Source organism: Aureimonas fodinaquatilis (assembly GCF_008369445.1).
Taxonomy (GTDB): domain Bacteria; phylum Pseudomonadota; class Alphaproteobacteria; order Rhizobiales; family Rhizobiaceae; genus Aureimonas; species Aureimonas fodinaquatilis.
Genome location: NZ_VTWH01000003.1, coordinates 465,298 through 483,464, shown reverse-complemented (window position 1 = coordinate 483,464; position 18,167 = coordinate 465,298). Strand labels below are relative to the sequence as shown.

16 protein-coding genes are annotated in these 18,167 nt (G+C 55.9%); 11 read left to right on the top strand and 5 right to left on the bottom strand.

Annotation, left to right across the window (positions count from 1 at the left end):
- Positions 1 to 3: 3 nt before the first annotated feature.
- The 3 genes from FPY71_RS14460 to FPY71_RS14450 all read right to left on the bottom strand — a co-directional run bounded on the left by FPY71_RS14460 (position 4) and on the right by FPY71_RS14450 (position 4,355).
- A complete protein-coding gene (locus FPY71_RS14460) occupies positions 4 to 783 on the bottom strand; it encodes a Bax inhibitor-1/YccA family protein (protein ID WP_149300998.1) in 780 nt (259 codons plus the stop codon).
- Positions 784 to 1,068: 285 nt separating this feature from the next.
- Positions 1,069 to 3,558 carry an ABC transporter permease gene (locus tag FPY71_RS14455; protein WP_246160585.1) on the bottom strand — a complete coding sequence of 830 codons (2,490 nt, stop codon included), beginning with the start codon at positions 3,556 to 3,558 and terminating at the stop codon, positions 1,069 to 1,071.
- A gap of 92 nt (positions 3,559 to 3,650) precedes the next feature.
- Positions 3,651 to 4,355: an ABC transporter ATP-binding protein gene (locus FPY71_RS14450; protein WP_149300996.1), complete on the bottom strand. Its 705-nt coding sequence runs from the start codon at positions 4,353 to 4,355 to the stop codon at positions 3,651 to 3,653.
- A gap of 96 nt (positions 4,356 to 4,451) precedes the next feature.
- On the opposite strand from FPY71_RS14450, the gene FPY71_RS14445 reads away from it, so the two are divergent.
- The 7 genes from FPY71_RS14445 (at position 4,452) to FPY71_RS14415 (ending at position 9,160) form a co-directional block, all read left to right on the top strand.
- Positions 4,452 to 5,081, top strand: coding sequence for an arylesterase (locus FPY71_RS14445; protein WP_425457898.1), 630 nt, complete (start codon positions 4,452 to 4,454; stop codon positions 5,079 to 5,081).
- A gap of 153 nt (positions 5,082 to 5,234) precedes the next feature.
- The gene (gene thpR / locus FPY71_RS14440) at positions 5,235 to 5,816 is read left to right on the top strand and encodes an RNA 2',3'-cyclic phosphodiesterase (RefSeq protein ID WP_149300994.1); all 582 of its coding nucleotides are present in this window, start codon (positions 5,235 to 5,237) and stop codon (positions 5,814 to 5,816) included.
- Positions 5,817 to 5,903: 87 nt separating this feature from the next.
- A complete protein-coding gene (locus FPY71_RS14435) occupies positions 5,904 to 6,296 on the top strand; it encodes a YkvA family protein (protein WP_246160558.1) in 393 nt (130 codons plus the stop codon).
- Between the two features lie 204 nt (positions 6,297 to 6,500).
- A complete protein-coding gene (locus FPY71_RS14430) occupies positions 6,501 to 7,007 on the top strand; it encodes an invasion associated locus B family protein (RefSeq protein ID WP_149300992.1) in 507 nt (168 codons plus the stop codon).
- Between the two features lie 217 nt (positions 7,008 to 7,224).
- The gene (rlmN, locus tag FPY71_RS14425; RefSeq protein ID WP_425457897.1) at positions 7,225 to 8,409 is read left to right on the top strand and encodes a dual-specificity RNA methyltransferase RlmN; all 1,185 of its coding nucleotides are present in this window, start codon (positions 7,225 to 7,227) and stop codon (positions 8,407 to 8,409) included.
- A gap of 86 nt (positions 8,410 to 8,495) precedes the next feature.
- Positions 8,496 to 8,933, top strand: coding sequence for a hypothetical protein (locus FPY71_RS14420; protein ID WP_149300990.1), 438 nt, complete (start codon positions 8,496 to 8,498; stop codon positions 8,931 to 8,933).
- A 2-nt stretch (positions 8,934 to 8,935) separates the two neighbouring features.
- Complete coding sequence (locus FPY71_RS14415) at positions 8,936 to 9,160, top strand: BrnA antitoxin family protein (protein ID WP_149300989.1); 225 nt, start codon at positions 8,936 to 8,938, stop codon at positions 9,158 to 9,160.
- 6 nt (positions 9,161 to 9,166) lie between these two features.
- On the opposite strand, the gene FPY71_RS14410 is transcribed toward FPY71_RS14415, so the two are convergent.
- Positions 9,167 to 9,802, bottom strand: coding sequence for a LysE family translocator (locus FPY71_RS14410; RefSeq protein ID WP_149300988.1), 636 nt, complete (start codon positions 9,800 to 9,802; stop codon positions 9,167 to 9,169).
- Between the two features lie 270 nt (positions 9,803 to 10,072).
- On the opposite strand from FPY71_RS14410, the gene FPY71_RS14405 reads away from it, so the two are divergent.
- From FPY71_RS14405 to FPY71_RS14395, 3 genes are all read left to right on the top strand, one after another.
- A complete protein-coding gene (locus FPY71_RS14405) occupies positions 10,073 to 11,485 on the top strand; it encodes a glycosyltransferase family protein (RefSeq protein WP_149300987.1) in 1,413 nt (470 codons plus the stop codon).
- Positions 11,486 to 11,673: 188 nt separating this feature from the next.
- Positions 11,674 to 13,614, top strand: coding sequence for a mechanosensitive ion channel family protein (locus FPY71_RS14400; protein WP_188052355.1), 1,941 nt, complete (start codon positions 11,674 to 11,676; stop codon positions 13,612 to 13,614).
- A gap of 215 nt (positions 13,615 to 13,829) precedes the next feature.
- Positions 13,830 to 15,050: an argininosuccinate synthase gene (locus FPY71_RS14395; RefSeq protein ID WP_149300985.1), complete on the top strand. Its 1,221-nt coding sequence runs from the start codon at positions 13,830 to 13,832 to the stop codon at positions 15,048 to 15,050.
- A 131-nt stretch (positions 15,051 to 15,181) separates the two neighbouring features.
- On the opposite strand, the gene FPY71_RS14390 is transcribed toward FPY71_RS14395, so the two are convergent.
- Positions 15,182 to 16,897, bottom strand: coding sequence for an L-lactate permease (locus tag FPY71_RS14390; RefSeq protein ID WP_149300984.1), 1,716 nt, complete (start codon positions 16,895 to 16,897; stop codon positions 15,182 to 15,184).
- 274 nt (positions 16,898 to 17,171) lie between these two features.
- Here FPY71_RS14390 and FPY71_RS14385 point away from each other — a divergent pair, with 274 nt between their 5' ends.
- Complete coding sequence (locus tag FPY71_RS14385) at positions 17,172 to 18,167, top strand: LLM class flavin-dependent oxidoreductase (RefSeq protein WP_149300983.1); 996 nt, start codon at positions 17,172 to 17,174, stop codon at positions 18,165 to 18,167.

Below are 18,167 nucleotides of genomic sequence, written 5' to 3'. Positions count from 1 at the left end.
CTTTTACTCGCGATTGCCAAACAGATTCAACAGCATCATGAACATATTGATGAAGTTGAGGTACAGGCTCAGCGCGCCCATAACAGCCTTGCGGCCGCCGACCTGTGCATCATCACCTTCAAAATACATTTCCTTGATGCGCTGCGTGTCATAGGCGGTCAGGCCAGCAAACACCAGAACGCCAATCACCGACACTGCAAAGCCCAGAGCCGAAGACTGAAGGAAAATGTTGACCACCATGGCGATGACAACACCGATCAGACCCATGAACAGGAAGGAACCCCAACCTGAAATGTCACGCTTGGTGGTGTAGCCCCAGAGGGACAAAGCGCCAAACGTGGCGGCGGTGATGAAGAACACCTGAACAATCGACTCCTGCGTATAGACGAGGAAAATTGTCGAGAGCGACAGGCCAACCAAAGCAGCATAAGACCAGAAAGTTGCCTGTGCCGCACTCGCGCTCATGCGATTGATGCGGAACGACAGGAAGAAGACCAGCGCCAGAGGCGCTAGCATCAGCACCCAACGCAGCGGGGAAGTGTAGACGGTAACGCCAAGCGCTGTCAGCCAAAGATCAGGCCGCACTTGTGCGCCGCCTTCAACCGGGCCTGCACTGGTTGCCAGCGTAAACAAACCGAATGCGGCAACGCCGGTTATGGCAAGGCCGAATGCCATAAGGTTGTAGACCTTAAGCATGTAAGCGCGCAGACCGACATCAATATCGGCATCTGTTCGGCTACCGGCAGCAGGCACCCGCGCCCCATAATTCCGATAATCAGCCATTTGTTTTCAATTCCTTTCTGCGTGTTCCGTCCGGTGTCGGCTCAGTTGCCCGCGCCGAGGCGCCGCTGGCGGAACCCCCAGCAGTCCTGTGTGGAATATGATGAAGCTTTGCCATTGATACAAGAGCCAACGCACTATAACGGGGGCGTTATCGCCCCCGTGCCGATTAAATTTGTGTTATCAGGCCGTTTTATTTGGCCTGATGGTCGCTTGAAGCGCATCAACTCTTTGTATTGGCGTCAGAATGATGCCGTTTCAACGACAGATGCTTAAGCGGCATGCGCGTCAAACCGTGCGAAGAACCGGCGCGGATCTTTGACCCAGTACACGCCATGTACCTGCCAGTCCAAAACCGATGGTCAACACCAGCGAAAGCGCCAGCGTTACCAGAGCCACGGTCCAGTCAAACCGGAATGGAAGCTGCATGATGGTTGCCACCACAAAGGATGAGGCCAGCGAACCGGCTGCAATGGCAAACACCGCGGTACCGAGTCCCAGCAACATGTATTCTGTTGCATAAGCGCGAATGAGGGTGGTGCGCGTTGCGCCAAGTGTTTTCAACACGACAGCGTCATGCACACGCCCTCGATTGCCCGCGGCCAAAGCCCCGGAAAGCACCAGCACAGATGCCAGCAGAGCCACCGCAGCAGCGGCACGAATGGCAATAGCCAATTGCGCGATCAGATTGTTCACCGCATCCAGAGCATCCCGAACCCGCACGGCCGTCACCGCCGGAAAACTTTCAGCAAGGCCGGACAGCACGGTCTGTTCGGCTTCCGGCGTATCATTTTGCAGATGCAATGTTGCCAGCGAGGAATAGGGTGCGCCCGCAAAACTGTTTGGCGAAAACACCATGACGAAATTGATTGCCAGCGATTCCCATTCCACCTGCCGCAAATTGGCAATGCGCGCCGTAATATTGCGCCCCAAAACATTCACCGTCACGCTGTCACCCGGCTTTAGCCCCAGTTGCTCTGCCTCACGCGCGGCAAATGACACCAGATTCTCTCCGGTGTAATCCTGAGGCCACCAGGTGCCTTGCGACAAAGTTGAATTGCCGGGAAGCTCACTGGAAAAAGTCAGTCCGCGGTCGCCACGCAAAACCCATGCTGCTTCCTGCGGCACCTCAAGATCGCGCACGTTGACGCCGTTCAACTCAACAATTCGACCACGCAGCATTGGCACGGACTCCAACTGGCTGCCGGGTGCGAGAACCGCCATTTCCTCGGCAAAGGCTTCGGTCTGGTCAAATTGCAAATCGACGAAAAAGAAGTCTGGCGCCCGCTCTGCCAGGCTGCCGCCGATTTCGCTGCGAATGTTGTTGTCAATTGTTGCCAGAGCCACCAGCAATGTCAGGCCCAGCCCCAGAGACAGAACCACAGAATTGGTCAGCGCACCGGGGCGGTGAATATTGCCAATGGCCAGCCGCAGCGATGTGGAATGAACACGCGGTGCCCGCCGGGCAAGCATGCGGATGATCTGCGCTACAAGGCGCAGGATGACAAAGGCAACGGCAGTTGCAGCAACAAAGGTCACGGCAATGCGCCTGTCATCCGCCATGACGATGGCCATAGCGCAGACAATGCCGATCAGCACCAGACTGGCCAGCAGGAATGGCCATTGCGCCAAAAGACCTGCATTGGAGCCGGTTTGCCGAAACAACGCCGCCGCAGGCACATCCCTTGTGCGGCCAAGTGGCAGCAGCGCAAAGGCAAGTGCCGTGAGATAACCAAAGACCGTGGCGATCAGCAATGCGAACGGATAAACCGACGGCTGGGTGGCGACGGGAATTGCCGCTTCCAGAAAGCGCGCCGCCACAAATGGCGCAACAGCCCCAAGAGCCAGACCGCACGCCACACCTATCGTTGCCAGTATGAAAATCTGCAACAGGTAGATGGACACGACAAAATTGCCGCCGGCTCCCAGGCTCTTGAATGTGGCTATCACATTTCGCTTGCCTTCAAGATAGGCGTTCACCGCATTGGCAATGCCAACACCACCCACCACAAGCGCTGTCAGTCCCACCAGAGTCAGAAATTGAGAAAACCGCTCGATGTTGCGCTGAAGCGCGGGCGCAGCCCGGTCATAACCGCGCACGCTCCACCCGGCATCCGCCTGCTGTGCTTCAGCCGCCTGAATTATGGAGGCAACCGGTACATCGTCCGGAAGCCTAACCTTATAGTCAAACTCGACCAGAGAGCCTGGCTGCACCAGTTGGGCCGCTTCCAGAGCGGGCAAGCCGATCATCAGCCGTGGTGCGAAAGCAAAACCATCGGACAATAAATCTGGCTCGTGATCCAGCACCGCCCGCATTTCCAGCTCGGCTTCACCCACCCTGACACGGTCACCGATCTGCAAACCCAGGCGCGAAAACAATTCCGCCGCGGCAACCGCGCCGTAAACACCATCCCGCTCCTCTAGCGCTGCGGCCAGTGGGACGTCTTCGGAAAGGCGGACCTCACCATAAAGCGGATAAGCACCGTCGACGGCCTTGATTTCGGCGATGCTCTGGCCTTCGTTTGCAACCGGGCGCACCATGGACCGCAAGGCAGAACTTTCCGACACAGCGCCAGCACCCGCCAGAAAAGCCCGCTCATCCGCGGTGGCCTGACGTTGCGGCAGGCTGAAACGCACATCCCCACCCAGAATGCTGCGGCCCTCGCGCGCAATTCCATCACTCATCATCTGCGAAACGGAGTTGACCGCAGCGATGGATGCGACGCCCAGTGTCAGGCAGGCAAGAAATATGAAAAATCCGGAAAGGCCACCGCGCATTTCGCGCAGCGCAAAGCGCAATGCCAGACGCAATTTGCCAGGGCGTGTAGCTTGTGTCGCCGTCTTGCGGGACAGACTGTCAACGGCAGAAGTCACCCGGCGACCTCCATTGCCAGAGGCGCTGCAGCAGGTTCTATCCTGCCGCTGCGCACAGAAACCTGCCGGCTGCATTGCGCTGCCAGATTTGCATCATGCGTCACCAGAACCAGCGTCATATGGCGGCGCTTGACCTCGGCAAACAGCAAATCGGCCACGGCTTTTCCGGTTTCTGCATCCAGATTTCCGGTCGGCTCGTCGGCAATCAAAATGGCTGGCTGCGGGGCCAGAGCCCGCGCCATGGCAACACGCTGCTGCTCACCGCCTGACAGTGCACCGGGATAATGGCCAAGGCGCTTGCCCAGACCAACTGCCGCAAGTTCCTGTGCAGCACGCTCAAATGCATCATTCATACCGGCAAGTTCCAGCGGAACCGCCACATTTTCCAGCGCAGTCATATTGGGGATCAAATGAAAAGACTGAAAGACGATGCCAATATTGCGTCCGCGAAAAACCGCAAGTTGATCTTCCGTCAAACCGGTCAGCGACTGGTCGGCCACTCTGACAATGCCGGAATCGGCCATTTCCAGCCCGGCCAGAACCATGAGCAGAGTGGACTTGCCCGAGCCCGACGGGCCGACAACGCCAACCGACTCACCCCTTTCGACATTTAAATCAATGCCTTTGAGCACATGAACCCGACTTCCACCTGCCCCGAGGGTCAAATGAACATTTTCAAGCCTGATTGCCGTTTCAGCCAAGGGAGGGCCTTCCTATATGTCATATTGCAGGCCCCCGAAGGCCGAAGAGCAAGATATGGGAGCAAAATGCGGCGATACCAATACATTCTTTCAGTGATGACGGGTCTGTTACCGGTTTTTCCAATGTCGGTCATTCCAGCGTCTGCCCAATCCCCGGTTGAAATTGTCGCATTCGGTGACAGCCTTACCGCAGGCTATGGTGTCGGGCCGGGCGAGGCTTTCCCCGATCAGTTGCAGAGCGCCCTTTCTGACAAAGGCTACAACGTCTCGGTTATCAATGCCGGCGTTTCGGGCGACACAACCACTGGCGGACTTTCGCGGTTGGACTGGTCTGTGCCCGAAACGGCGGATCTGGTCATTGTCGAACTGGGTGCAAATGATGCGCTGCGAGGAATTTCACCCGATTTGACGCGCGAAAATCTGACGCAGATTCTGGATCGCCTGACAGCACGTCCAGATACCGGAGTTCTCCTGGCAGGCATGCAGGCGCCACCCAATATGGGCGGTGATTTTGCGGCGCGGTTCAATCCGATATTTGGCGAGCTTGCAGAAAGTTATGATGTGACCTTCTATCCATTTTTTCTGGATGGCGTGGCCAGCATCAACTCGCTGAACCAGGCTGATTACATGCACCCCAATGCCGAAGGCGTGGCGGAAATTGTTCGGCGAATCGTTCCTGATGTTGAAAAGGCATTGGCGAAAATCGGCGTTACTCCCGCAGGATAGGAAAAAGATAAGGCCCCTGGCGGCATGCCTTTTAAAATTGCCTGGGGAATTTGACGGTTTTTTGCATTGCCGGAAGCGATTGATCTTGCGACCGGGGCAATAGGATGATTCCATCGCAGTTGCGAAACACGTTCAAAGCGGAAGGAAAACTTCATGCCGCGACTGTTCACAGCCTTGGAGATCCCGCGTGATGCGGCGCTTTCCCTTTCGTTTCTGGCCGGCGGGCTGCCTTCCGCTCGCTGGATTGATCCGGAAAATTACCATCTGACACTGCGTTTCATTGGCGATGTGGATTCGCGCACCGCCGATGAGCTGGTGGCGGTGCTGGACAGGATCCGGCAGCCGGCGTTTCAGTTGGAATTGCGCGGTGTGGATGCCTTCGGCTCCAAAAAACCCCATTCAGTTTATGCCGGCGTCAATGCCAATGGCGCATTGGACATGCTGCAGGCAGACATCGACAAGGCTTGCAGGCGTGTTGGCCTGCCACCGGACACGCGCCGCTTTACGCCGCACGTCACTCTGGCCCGGTTGCGCCATGCCAAGGGCGAAGAGGTGGCGCGCTATCTTTCAGCCAGCGGGGGCTTTCGCACCGCGCCATTTGCCGTCACGCGCTTTGTGCTGTTTTCCGCAAAGGATTCGGTAGGTGGTGGACCTTACGTCCGCGAGGAGGTTTTTCCGCTGCAGCCTGTCAGCGGCAGGGAGGTGGAAACGCAGGACTTCGCAATCTCGTTTTGATCTGATGCCACTGAAACACTACGCACCCTTGGCGAGGGGGCGGCGCATACTTATTTATAGCTCATGAGCATTTTTCGCAGACCGGCCTTGCCCGCCAGAATCAGTGAGATTTTGCGCCCTGCCCCGCCACACGAGCGTGTCGGGCAGGAGCAAAAGGTGCGCCGTTCGTTTTTCGCGACGTTGAAACGATCCGCCGGAGCAATCCCGTTCACCGAAGATCTCGTTGCCTGTTATTATTGCGCGCTTGATCCTAAAACGCCTGTGGCGGCGCGGGGCATATTGCTGGCCGCTCTGGCTTATTTCGTCATGCCGCTGGACATGGTCAGTGATTTTCTGCCGTTTATCGGGTTCACCGACGATGCGGCGGTGTTGTTGGCGGCCTTGGGCGCAGTCAAAGCCAATCTCAAGCCGACACATTATCGCAAAGCCCGTCATTTTTTGAAAAGCAATGCTGACGACGTTAAAAGCCCGTCCATCTGAATCAATTCGGGCAAGATTGGGTAACGTTTGCGCGAAGTGCCATTTTTTGGTCATTCTCCGACGCAAAAGCCAGAAGCTGCAATGCGAAATCTGTTTACCCTCCGGAAAGGCTCTTTGCTCTATCTTCCGGACAGATCGTGTTTGACGAGGTTCGCGCTTTATGCGGGAACAGGAATCAATAAATTTATGATAGAGTGGGGAACCATGTCCTTGAACAAAGTTTTGACGGCAGCATCCGCCATCGTCGTTCTTTCGGCCGCCGCAGCCTTTGCCCAGACGCCCAGCAGCGTGGAGCAGTTCAACGACTGGGGAGTGTATTCCTATAAAAAAGATGGCGGCAACGTTTGTTACGCCCTGTCAATTCCCAAAACTCGTGAACCTGCAAGCGTCAATCACGGCGACATTTTCTTTCTGGTTTCCCCAAAGCCGGGGCAGAACGGCGCCTATGAGCCTCAGGTCGTGATGGGATATGCGCTCCGAGACCAGTCCAAAGTGACGGTGACCGTTGATGGCCGCAAATTCAGCCTGTTCACACGCGGTGAGTCTGCCTGGGTGGAAAACCCGGCGGAAGAGCCGCAGCTTGTTCAGGCAATGCGCAATGGCCGGGCAATGCAGGTGGATGGCGTCTCGCAGCGGGGCACCAACACCAAATACAGCTACTCGCTGGCCGGTGTTACAGCGGCAATCAATTCAGTTGCCAATTGTAAGTAACGGCAACTTAACGGTTTCAGACCCTTCCGGTTGAAACAACGCAGTTTCGACCGAGCGGCAAAGCGAAAAATTGAGCGGTTCGGGCTGTCTGATGATTGCCTGAACCGGCCTAAATTCCGGCCAGCACTTGCGATTCTGAGTTAAAACGCGCATTTGAAGCTCTTTCAGGAAGCAAGAGCAATTTCCGGCCATGAGTGCGACAACTGACCCCAACATCATGAACCAGCCCGTGCTGCCGCCGATGCCGCAGCCCGAACGCCGTTCTCTGCTTGGCCTGTCGCGGGATAATGTGGGGCAAGCCCTCCGGGAGATTGGCGTTCCCGAAAAGCAGGTCCGCATGCGTGTGGGCCAGCTATGGCACTGGCTCTATGTGCGCGGCGTGCAGCAATTTTCCGATATGGCCAATGTCTCGCGGGATTTGCGCACAGCGCTGGAACAGAACTTTGAAATTGCCCGGCCGGAAATTGTTGAAGAACAGATTTCGGTTGACGGTACCCGCAAGTGGTTGTTCCGATTTCCGCCACGTGGCGCTGGACGGCCGGTGGAAATTGAAACCGTGTATATTCCGGAAGAAGGGCGCGGCACACTTTGCGTTTCATCCCAGGTTGGCTGCACACTGACATGCACCTTTTGCCACACCGGAACGCAGCGGCTGGTGCGTAATCTCACCGAGGGTGAAATTGTCGGGCAGATTCTAACCGCGCGAGAGAAGCTGGGCGATTTTCCGGATATTGATACGCCTGCCGGCGCCATTGTGCCTTCGGAAGGGCGGCTGGTTTCCAATGTTGTCATGATGGGCATGGGAGAGCCGCTTTACAATTTTGACAATGTGAAGCAGGCACTGGCCGTAGCATCGGACGGCGACGGGCTGTCCCTCTCCAAACGCCGTATCACGCTTTCCACATCCGGCGTTGTGCCAATGATCGGCCGTACCGGCGATGAAATGGGCGTTATGCTGGCTATTTCGCTCCATGCCGTACGAGATGATCTGCGCGACGTGCTTGTGCCCATCAACAAGAAATATCCGCTGGAAGAGTTGCTGGCTGCATGCCGCACCTATCCCGGCCTGTCCAACGCCCGTCGCATCACCTTTGAGTATGTTATGCTAAAAGGCGTCAATGACAGCCTGGCCGATGCGCGGGAACTGGTGCGGCTGCTGAAAGGCATTCCGGCCAAGATCAACCTTATTCCATTCAATCCATGGCCGGGAACTGAGTATGAATGCTCGGACTGGGACCAGATTGAACGCTTTGCCGACCTGGTTAATGAGGCGGGCTATGCTTCGCCCATTCGCACGCCGCGCGGACGCGACATTTTCGCAGCCTGCGGCCAGTTGAAGTCGGAATCCGAAAGAATGAAGAAAGGCGACAGGCTTGCGCTGGCCGCCGCAGTTGCAAGTTAGAGCATTTCCCTTTGAAAAGGGAACGTTTAAACGCAAGACAATGCGACAAGGCAACCTGACGCCCGGCCGGAACAAGGCATCCTGACATGCTCACAGTTGGCCGTTTTCTGTTCGTCATACCCATTGGTTTCATATTGGCTTGCTATGCGGGTGCATTTGCACTGCTCTGGCCATTCCTGGACAGCAGCAACATCACCACAGATGACCCGGTGATGCTGTTTCAGCTCTTTCTGCTGTTCACGGCCCAGGCCGCGCAAATTGGCTCCAACGTGGTCATCGGCTGGGGCCTCTTCATGATTGTCAGCGAGTTGATGCGCTATTCATCGCTGCTGCTCCATGCCGGATTGGGCCTTGTTTCAGGCTTTGTCTTTTCACAGAGTATAGAGCAGGAAGGCGCCGGTCAGATGAGCGTGCGTTTTGCTGTGGTGATGGCCGGACTGGCGTTCGGCCTGGTTTACTGGCTTATTGCCGGCCGCAATGCCGGCAACTGGCGGCGAAAGCCCGTTTTAACAGAGGAAACTTGAGTATGGCACGTCGCCCGACAGATCCGCGCACAGCAGCAGAAGCGGCCTTCAAATCGGCCACCACCAAGCCACAGGAGCGTGTGCAGGAAGTTGCGGCCGTTCCCGGCCGCCGCGAACAGGTGACGCTTCGGATTGACAGCGAAGTCCTGGAATTTTTTCAACAGGATGGACCCGGCTGGCAGGACCGGATCAATGATGCACTTCGCGGGATTGTTGCGAAATCCTGACGGATGTCAGGCTCTGGCCAGCATCAGGTTGACGGCAAACGCCGAGAACACCGATGCAAATATCCAGTCCAGCGCCCGCATGACTTTTGGCTTGCGCCGCAACACGGCAACCACCTTTGAAGCCATAAGAATAAACACGGCGCTGACCGGACAGCCGATAGCAATAAACAGAACGCCCAGGAATGCCAGCTTGCTGCCGGCATGCGGATCGCTTGCGGCAACAAATTGCGGCAGGAACGTCACGAAGAACAGGATGATCTTCGGATTCAGCAAATTGATGGTCAGCCCTGTCAACCAGTGGCGAAACAGCGTCTGCGGCTTGCCGCCCTCTCGCATGGCGAATGTTGAGCCATGCCGAACGGCCTGGACAGCAAGGTAGATCAGATATCCGGCACCCGCGATTTTCAGCACGGCAAAAGCCTCCGGAGAAGCTGCGATCAGGGCTGAAAGCCCGATAGCCACTGCCGTGGTGTGGATCAATATGCCGGTGGTTGCGCCAAACATCGCGGCAAAACCCGCCAAACGACCATATGATACGGTGCGCCCCAAAAAGAGCATCATATCCGGGCCGGGGGTGATCGAAAGAATAAGAGCAGCAAAAGCAAAGCTGGCAAGAGCGGCGGCATCTGGCAAGAAGTACATGATCTGAACAACCATCAAAGAGTATTGCAGCCGGCGCGAAACTGCGTGCCTTGCTTGAATCCGTTCTACTCCTCTCACACGCCATAATCCAGCGTCGAAAATGCGTCGGAGCCGCCACGGGCTGCAGTGAAAACGGCTGCAATAAAGTATGCAACCTATAGTTTATCCTAATAGTCATCGATGATGATTTGGCAGCCATTTCACCATGAAAATTGGCATTTGTTTATAATTGTTCCATATATCACTGCGTGCAAACATGGTGGAGGAAATATGAGTCTGCGTGAGAACATGGAAAAAGCTGTCTCATACGTCAGACGACATTTGCCTACGACCAACGAAATCGAGGCAATTGCTGAAAACGAGCCGGAACCGGACCGGAAGATCAAAAAGGTTGTTTTCTGCATTGACCATGTTGGTCTGTACAATGAGACCGCCCAATGGCTGAAAGTTGCGTTGCGCAGTGTTGCGGCAAATACCAACCTGACGCCGATGGTGCTTTATTCAGGCGACGAAATCGAAGTTTGTCAGGCTATTGCCGGACCTGAAATTCAGGTCATCAACACCAGAACCCGGCTGCATGCGGTCATTGCAGAAACCAGAGCCAGCGGCACGTTTCTGCCGCCGCATGCTGAGGGTGCCTTTCTGCGATACGAAATACCTTCCCTGTTTCCGGATGACAGTCACATTCTCTACGCAGACTGTGACACCTATTTTTTTGCGACGCCGATATGCCCGGAAACGTTTGACGGTGCGGTGGGCTGTGTTCCCAGTTCCCAGAAGGCCTCCGGCGATTATCATTTCAATTCCGGCATCATCATTTTCAACACGGCAGAATTTCGCAAATCCGAGGATGATCTGTTCAGCTTTTTTGCCAAGACTCTTGGAAACTGGCTTCCATCATCCGTTGATGAGCGTGCCTTCAATGCCTTTTGGGGCCAGGGCATTTATGTGCTGCCACGCAGTCTGAATTGGAGACCGCGCTGGGGATTTGAAGAAAACATTGAAATTCTTCATCTTCATGGCTTTAAAACCAATGTCGTGGCCTTGCTGGAAGGTGATACACGCAATATTTCCAGAAGCGTTCTGGACGATTATATTTACGAGTTGGCTAGAGAATACTCTTCTTCGACATATAAAGTCTGGCAGTATCTCGACCTCATGTACAATAAGGGCCATTTATCCGACACGGCTATGGAAAGCGTCTATCTTCGACTCAAGGATACATTGCAAACCGACAAGCTGCTGGCCTATCTGTTTCGCTCCATATCCGAACTGTCCGGTGGCGCGCATCAACTTCTGAAGTCGGCGGATGAGGGCACCCAGTCCAATACCATCAAAATAATACCGCCAACGGACAATGTTGAATATATCCGGATACACCCCTGCACCAAGGTCGGCAAAGGCGTAATACGCATTGTTCTGCCGATAGAAACCAACTCGAAAGAATTTGAAATCCAGCGCAATTCCTCGCTGGATATTGAAGTCTATGATGATGATGACAATGAGATTGTTATTCATTGGGCGGGGATTGGTCTTGATTGCCACATGACCTTGACGTCGGCAAATCCGGACACTCCGCAACTGCACATCAAAGAAATCATTATTACTCAGGAACCTTCAACTGTCGCTCCGGTCTATTACCGGAACGATGCGGGCCATGAGTTTCAAATTCCGGCGGAATGATACTGCTTGCAGCTCTGATCGAGATTGCAAAAAATCTGAAAATCCAGCAAATTATACCGGCACTCTGCAAACAACAGAAAGAGCCTATACCGAGTTTTCAAAGACATTCCGTCGTGAATGTCGAAAAGTCGATGTAAATCTCCTTTCCCATCTACAGGCCGGCAATGAAACACTGTACAAAAGCCAGGATGGCACGATCCGGCGGGGCAGCCCTTGGACTTCTTGTTCCTGCAGCCCTGTTTCTGCCGATGTTGAGCGGTGCCGCAACCGCCGCCGTGCCGGATGGCGACCGGGCCTCTTGGCTGATGCACAGTTCGCAGGAAGCGACGGACTGGCTCTCGGCGTTTTTTGATGCTCTGGCGCAAACGCCTGCCGCAATAAGCCAGGCTTTCGCCTGGGGTGGTGATAGCTCCGCCTGGCTGCTTGTTCTCCTCACATCCGCCGGTCTTCTGGCGGCAGCGGCACTGTTGGCATTTGGCGCGCGCAAAGCTGTTGCCGGTATGTTTGCGGCGCGGGCACCCAAACCTCTTTTGTGGCTGGTCTACACCCTCACCTTTCTTCTGGTAGGCGTTGGCCTGCATTTGCTTCTGCCAACAACCACCCGCGTTCGCTCGATAGCCTTTGCGGTTTTTCTCATCGCAACTGTCCTCGCTGCCATATCCGGGATCATCGCCGGCGTTCTGCGCAGGCGCCGTTCCGCCGAGCGGACGCCGATTTGTGTTCGTGCGGCACTCAGCGTTGCGGGCATTGGCTATTTTCTGTTGATTCTGATGCGCATTTCAGGCGCTTCGCTGCCTTCGCATGCCGTTGTTGCGGCCGCTCTCTGGATTGTGCTGGCCGTATTGGCAGTCTGGTGCATCCACCATCTCACGAGGCTGCATCCGCCAGTCGCCAATGAGCAAACCGGTTTTGACGACCCGGTCTATTTCTTGTTGTCTGCCCATTCCCGCTGGTTTTACTACACTGTGCTGACTCTCATTACGGCCACCACACTGTTTCGCATCATCCGGTTTGAGTATCTGGCTTTCGCAGAGGGAACGTTGGCGCTGCTGACGCTTGGCGCACTTCCCGCGCTGGTGTCGCTTCTGCCTGATCACAAGACTTTGTCATCCGATAACGGTCCTTGGCGCGCCACGCTTATCCGATGCGGACGGCTTGTGCTTTTGATCTGCTTTGGTCTGCTGCTGGCCTGGTTGCTGGAGATCAACCTGATGTCCATGACCTCAGACAGGTTCGGGGAGCGGGCGGCGCGCATTCTGATTGATATCGGCATTGCGGCAGCCCTTGGTTTCCTGTTCTGGCAGATTGCCAGCACATTTCTCAACATTCTCATGGCACGACCACCCATTCCCGACGCGGCGCCACATGGCCATGTTCATCGCGCCTCCCGCATTCAGACTTTCGTGCCGCTGCTGCGGGCGTTGGTGCTGTGCTTCATTCTTGGCGCAACCGGCATGATTATTCTTGCAGCCATGGGGGTGGATATTGGCCCATTGCTTGCGGGTGCCGGAATTTTCGGCATTGCCATTGGCTTTGGTTCGCAAGCGCTGGTGAAGGACGTTATTTCCGGCCTGTTCTACCTGTCCGATGATGCGTTCCGCATCGGCGAGTATATTGAGATTGGAAGTGTCAAAGGCACAGTCGAAGGCATTTCGATACGCTCGCTCAAACTGCGGCATCCACGCGGTGCGCTGTTCACCGTGCCATTTGGCGATATTGGCATTGTGAACAATCAGAGCAGAGATTTCACAATTATCAAACTGGAGTTTCTGGTGGATTTTGACACCGATCTGCGGCTGGCCAAAAAGACAGTGCGGGAAATTTCTGCCGAGATTGCGCAAGAGCCGGAACTGGCGGAAGCAATGCTTGAACCCTTGAAGTTTCAGGGTGTCCGGCGCATGGAGCCTTACGGCATGGTGGTCGGCGTCAAATTTACCGCGCGACCGGGGCAGCAGTTCGTTGTTCGCCGGGAGACTTATGCCCTGATACGCGACCGCTTTGCCAAGGCTGGCATCCGCTTTGCCCGGCCCGAGGTGCGGGTTGGCGGTGGGCAGGCCCATGACCCGGATGTGTTGGCAGCGGCCAGCACCGTGATTGAGGGCGTGGTGACGCCGCCTAAACCGAAATAATTGAGACCAAACAACCAATGATGCTGCCGGAACCACCGGAACAACTTCCTTATCGTGCATTGTTCCTGTAGAGCGCAACCAGAGCATTTTCCGTTGGGGCGGAATCGCCGCAACGGCACAACTGTGCAGAGAAATACGGTGTCAGGAAGCGTCATGTGATCGAAAGATCACCTGAATGCTCTGAAGACGGATTGTTACACGGAGAAGATTGCAGCATGGCTGGCCAACGCGATGTCAGGAAGGTCGTTCTCGCTTATTCGGGCGGGCTGGACACATCCATCATTCTCAAATGGCTCCAGACCGAATACGGGGCGGAGGTTGTTACCTTCACTGCCGATCTTGGTCAGGGCGAAGAGCTGGAACCAGCACGCCAGAAGGCGGAGCTGCTCGGCATCAAGGATATTCGCATCGAAGATGTGCGAGAGGAATTTGTCCGGGATTTCGTATTCCCGATGTTCCGCGCCAATGCGCTGTATGAAGGCACCTACCTTCTCGGCACATCTATTGCCCGGCCGCTGATTTCCAAGCGACTGGTGGAAATTGCCCGGGAAACCGGCGCAGATGCCATTGCCCATGGTGCAACGGGCAAAGGCAATGATCAGGTCCGTTTTGAGCTTTCGGCCTATGCGCTTAATCCTGATATCAAGGTCATCGCGCCCTGGCGCGAATGGCAGCTGAAATCCCGCACACAATTGCTGGAATTTGCCGAACAGCATCAGATTCCCGTGCCGAAAGACAAGCGCGGCGAGGCTCCGTTCTCGGTAGACGCCAACCTTCTGCACTCTTCATCCGAAGGCAAGGTGCTCGAGGACCCGAACGAAGAAGCGCCACCTTACGTGTTTCAACGCACGGTCAGCCCGGAAGAAGCGCCTGACACGCCAACGACAATCACCATCGGCTTCAAGCGGGGTGATGCCATTTCGATCAACGGCAAGGCATTGCGGCCACATGAACTGCTGGCGCAACTGAATGACCTTGGCCGCGACAACGGCATTGGCCGGCTTGATCTGGTGGAAAACCGCTTTGTCGGCATGAAGTCACGCGGCATTTACGAAACGCCGGGCGGCACAATTCTGATTGCCGCACACCGTGCGATGGAAAGCCTGACGCTGGATCGTGGTGCTGCACATCTGAAGGATGAGCTGATGCCGCGTTATGCAGAGCTGATTTATAACGGCTTCTGGTTCTCGCCGGAACGCGACATGTTGCAGGCACTGATCGACAGGAGCCAGGAGCATGTTGAAGGCACGGTGACGCTGAAACTCTACAAGGGCAATGTCATTGTCATCGGTCGTGAGAGCGAAAAATCGCTTTATTCCGACGCATTGGTAACCTTTGAAGACGACCACGGCGCTTACGATCAGAAGGACGCTGCAGGCTTCATTCGCCTGAACGCCCTGCGCCTGCGCACGCTTGCCAAGCGCGATCAGTCCTAGAGCAATCGTTTTAAGTCAGAACAATACGACCACTCAAAGCTTCAGACAGCTTCAAAACAAAAGGCCCGGTGGCTCACTATCCACCGGGCCTTTTGCATTGTCAGAGCTGAGCCTCTTGAAGCTCGAATACCTTATTGCGCCGGTGGCGCGTTCAGCACCACATCCGGCACCAAAGAGGTGAAGGGCGGTACGTAGGCCTGCAATGTCACCAACAGACCCACCAGGGTCGCCAGCACAATTGAGTGCACAAACACATATCGCAGAATTGGGCCTTCACCGTTTTTCCAGCCGGTCGCTGTTGAAGCAACGACGATGGACTGGGCATCGATCATTTTGCCCATGACGCCACCCGATGAGTTGGCAGAGGCCATCAGAACCGGATTGAGGTTCAACTGTTCTGCGGTGATGCGCTGCAAGCCGCCAAACAGAACGTTTGATGCCGTGTCAGAGCCGGTCAACGCCACACCCAGCCAGCCAAGCAATGTGCCGAACAGCGGGTAGAAAACCCCGGTATGGGCGAAAGCCAGACCCATAGTTGCATCCAGACCGGAATAGCGGGTCAGGTAGCCCAGCGCCAGCATGATGGCGATGGTGAGAAGCGAAAACCGCACCCGCCAGATTGTCTGGAAATAGACCTTGACCAGCCCGGCAGGCGAGAAGCCCATGGCAAATCCGGCAACGAGCGCAGCAAGAAGAATTCCCGTTCCGGTCATGGACAGATAGTTCAGGTTGAAGACCGCCGGCTCAATTACGGGTGCAGCCACAATCGGCGGCACTTTCTGCACCATGTTGTGCAGCCCTTCGAACGGGATTTTGACCAGATGCACCCCATCCAGCAGCGCCTTGACCGCTGGAATACCCCAGAGAAATACAAATATGGTCAAAACCGCCCAAGGCATCCATGCCCGCAGAACGGCCGAACTGCTGTATGTCTTGCTGGTATCTATTGCGGAATCAGCCGTGATGCCCGCAGCCTTGCGGGCCTCGTCCTCTTCCTTCGCGCGGCCATGCAAGGCCGTGGACGTCCAGATTTTCCGGGGCCGCCAGACCTGCAGAAACAGCACAAGAGCCAGCATGGAACAGATTGCGGCGACAATATCCACCAGCCACGGGCCATGGAAATTGGACACAAGGAATTGCGGCACGGCGAAACTGACACCACAGACCAGAATGGCCGGCCAGATTTCCATCATCCCGCGCCACCCGGCAAAGGCCCATATAAGCCAGAAGGGAACAAGCAGGGAAAAGAACGGCAATTGCCGGCCGATCATCCCGGAGAGCTCCAGAAGATCCAGCCCGGTAACTGCCGAAAGAGCAATGACCGGCGTTCCCAGCGCGCCGTATGCTACGGGCGCCGTATTGGCAATGAGCGAAAGGCCTGATGCAGCCAGAGGCGAAAAGCCAAGCCCGATCAGCAGGGCGGCAGTGACCGCGACGGGGGTGCCGAAACCCGCTGCGCCCTCAAAAAATGCTCCGAAGGAAAAGGCAATCAGCAAAAGCTGAATGCGCCGGTCATCGCTGACGCTGGCAATTGAGTTCTGCAACACCACGGAGGAGCCGTTTTCCACCGTAAGCCGGTGGAGAAAAATGATGTTGAGAACAATCCAGCCAATGGGCATGAGGCCGTAGGCCGCGCCATAACCTGCGGCCAGGGCGGCTTTTTCCGCTGGCATGCCGAAGATAAAAATTGAAATGATGAGCGCGGCCAGCAAACCACAACCGGCAGCAATATGGGCGCGCATGTGCAGGACGCCCAACCCCACAAGCATGACGACGACAGGCACCGCCGCTAGAATGAACGAAATCGGCAGACTGCCGAATGGATCGTAGTTCTGACTCCAGATCATTTTCACCCCCTCCGGGAACACGCAAAGTTCGCGTGCTCGTGAGAAAAACGTGACCTGCAATCACAGCTTCGTCAATGCGGCATATGGAATTTCTTAAGCCGGGCTTAGTGCCATGTGCATGTTCATGCGCTCATCCGCCCGGCACCAGATCCTGCCCTGCTATATGACCCAGTCTTTCAAATCCGTCCGGCTCGACAGGAAATGCCCGGCCTTGAACCTTTCATTTGGTCCTCAGCGTCCCCAAATGCACGGAAACAACGCCAAGGCTTTCCCGATGATACCGTTCTCAGTGCTTGATCTGTCACCCATTCCCGAGGGTTACTCTGCCGGTGAGGCCTTGGCGCGATCGGCGCGATTGGCCGTTCACGCGGAAAATCTTGGCTACAAGCGCTTCTGGCTGGCTGAACACCACAATATGCCGGGCATTGCCAGCGCGGCCACGGCGGTGGTTATTGGCCATGTCGCCGCCGCTACGCAACGTATACGTGTTGGCGCAGGCGGGATCATGCTGCCCAACCACGCGCCACTGGTCATTGCCGAGCAGTTTGGCACTTTGGCGACATTGTTTCCCGACCGGATTGACCTTGGGCTTGGGCGCGCACCGGGAACGGATATGATGACGGCGCAGGCGCTGCGCCGAAACATGGCCAATGCGGACAGCTTTCCGCAGGATGTTGTGGAACTTATGCATTATTTTGGTGACGAACAACCGGGGCAACGCCTGCGCGCCATTCCCGGTGTCGGCACGCATATTCCGGTGTGGATACTGGGTTCCAGCCTGTATGGCGCACAACTGGCCGCGCATCTGGGCCTGCCTTATGCCTTTGCCTCGCACTTTGCGCCTGCGGCGTTGGCCGAGGCAGCAGAGATTTACCGTCAGACGTTCCGCCCCTCTGCTGTGCTGTCCGAACCTTACTTCATGCTGGCGGTTAATTTGTTTGCCGGGGCGGATGATGCGACAGGCTTGCGGCTGCAAACTTCCATGCAATTGGCATTTGCCCAGCTTCGTTCTGGTCAGCCTGGGCCGCTGCCCCGCCCTGTCGACGACATTGATGCCGTGCTGTCGCCTGCCGAACGCGCCATGGTGGATGGTGCCTTGCGCATTTCTGCAGTTGGCTCACCAGAGTCGGTGTTTAACCAGTTGCAGGAACTGGTGAGGCTTTACCAGCCAGATGAAGTCATGCTGAACGGCCAGATTCACGATGAGAAGGCGCGGCTTGAATCCTTCACCATTGGCGCTGCCGCCATGCAGCGCATCAATGCGGGTTAG

Bases quoted from the DNA above. Each gene is read 5' to 3' on its own strand.
- FPY71_RS14405 (WP_149300987.1), top strand. From the start codon at position 10,073: ATGAGTCTGCGTGAGAACATGGAAAAAGCTGTCTCATACGTCAGACGA.
- FPY71_RS14460 (WP_149300998.1), bottom strand. From the start codon at position 783: ATGGCTGATTATCGGAATTATGGGGCGCGGGTGCCTGCTGCCGGTAGC.
- FPY71_RS14455 (WP_246160585.1), bottom strand. From the start codon at position 3,558: ATGCGCGGTGGCCTTTCCGGATTTTTCATATTTCTTGCCTGCCTGACA.
- FPY71_RS14415 (WP_149300989.1), top strand. From the start codon at position 8,936: ATGGCACGTCGCCCGACAGATCCGCGCACAGCAGCAGAAGCGGCCTTC.
- FPY71_RS14400 (WP_188052355.1), top strand. From the start codon at position 11,674: ATGGCACGATCCGGCGGGGCAGCCCTTGGACTTCTTGTTCCTGCAGCC.
- FPY71_RS14410 (WP_149300988.1), bottom strand. From the start codon at position 9,802: ATGTACTTCTTGCCAGATGCCGCCGCTCTTGCCAGCTTTGCTTTTGCT.
- FPY71_RS14420 (WP_149300990.1), top strand. From the start codon at position 8,496: ATGCTCACAGTTGGCCGTTTTCTGTTCGTCATACCCATTGGTTTCATA.
- FPY71_RS14395 (WP_149300985.1), top strand. From the start codon at position 13,830: ATGGCTGGCCAACGCGATGTCAGGAAGGTCGTTCTCGCTTATTCGGGC.
- FPY71_RS14385 (WP_149300983.1), top strand. From the start codon at position 17,172: ATGATACCGTTCTCAGTGCTTGATCTGTCACCCATTCCCGAGGGTTAC.
- FPY71_RS14430 (WP_149300992.1), top strand. From the start codon at position 6,501: ATGTCCTTGAACAAAGTTTTGACGGCAGCATCCGCCATCGTCGTTCTT.
- rlmN (WP_425457897.1), top strand. From the start codon at position 7,225: ATGAACCAGCCCGTGCTGCCGCCGATGCCGCAGCCCGAACGCCGTTCT.
- FPY71_RS14390 (WP_149300984.1), bottom strand. From the start codon at position 16,897: ATGATCTGGAGTCAGAACTACGATCCATTCGGCAGTCTGCCGATTTCG.
- thpR (WP_149300994.1), top strand. From the start codon at position 5,235: ATGCCGCGACTGTTCACAGCCTTGGAGATCCCGCGTGATGCGGCGCTT.
- FPY71_RS14445 (WP_425457898.1), top strand. From the start codon at position 4,452: ATGACGGGTCTGTTACCGGTTTTTCCAATGTCGGTCATTCCAGCGTCT.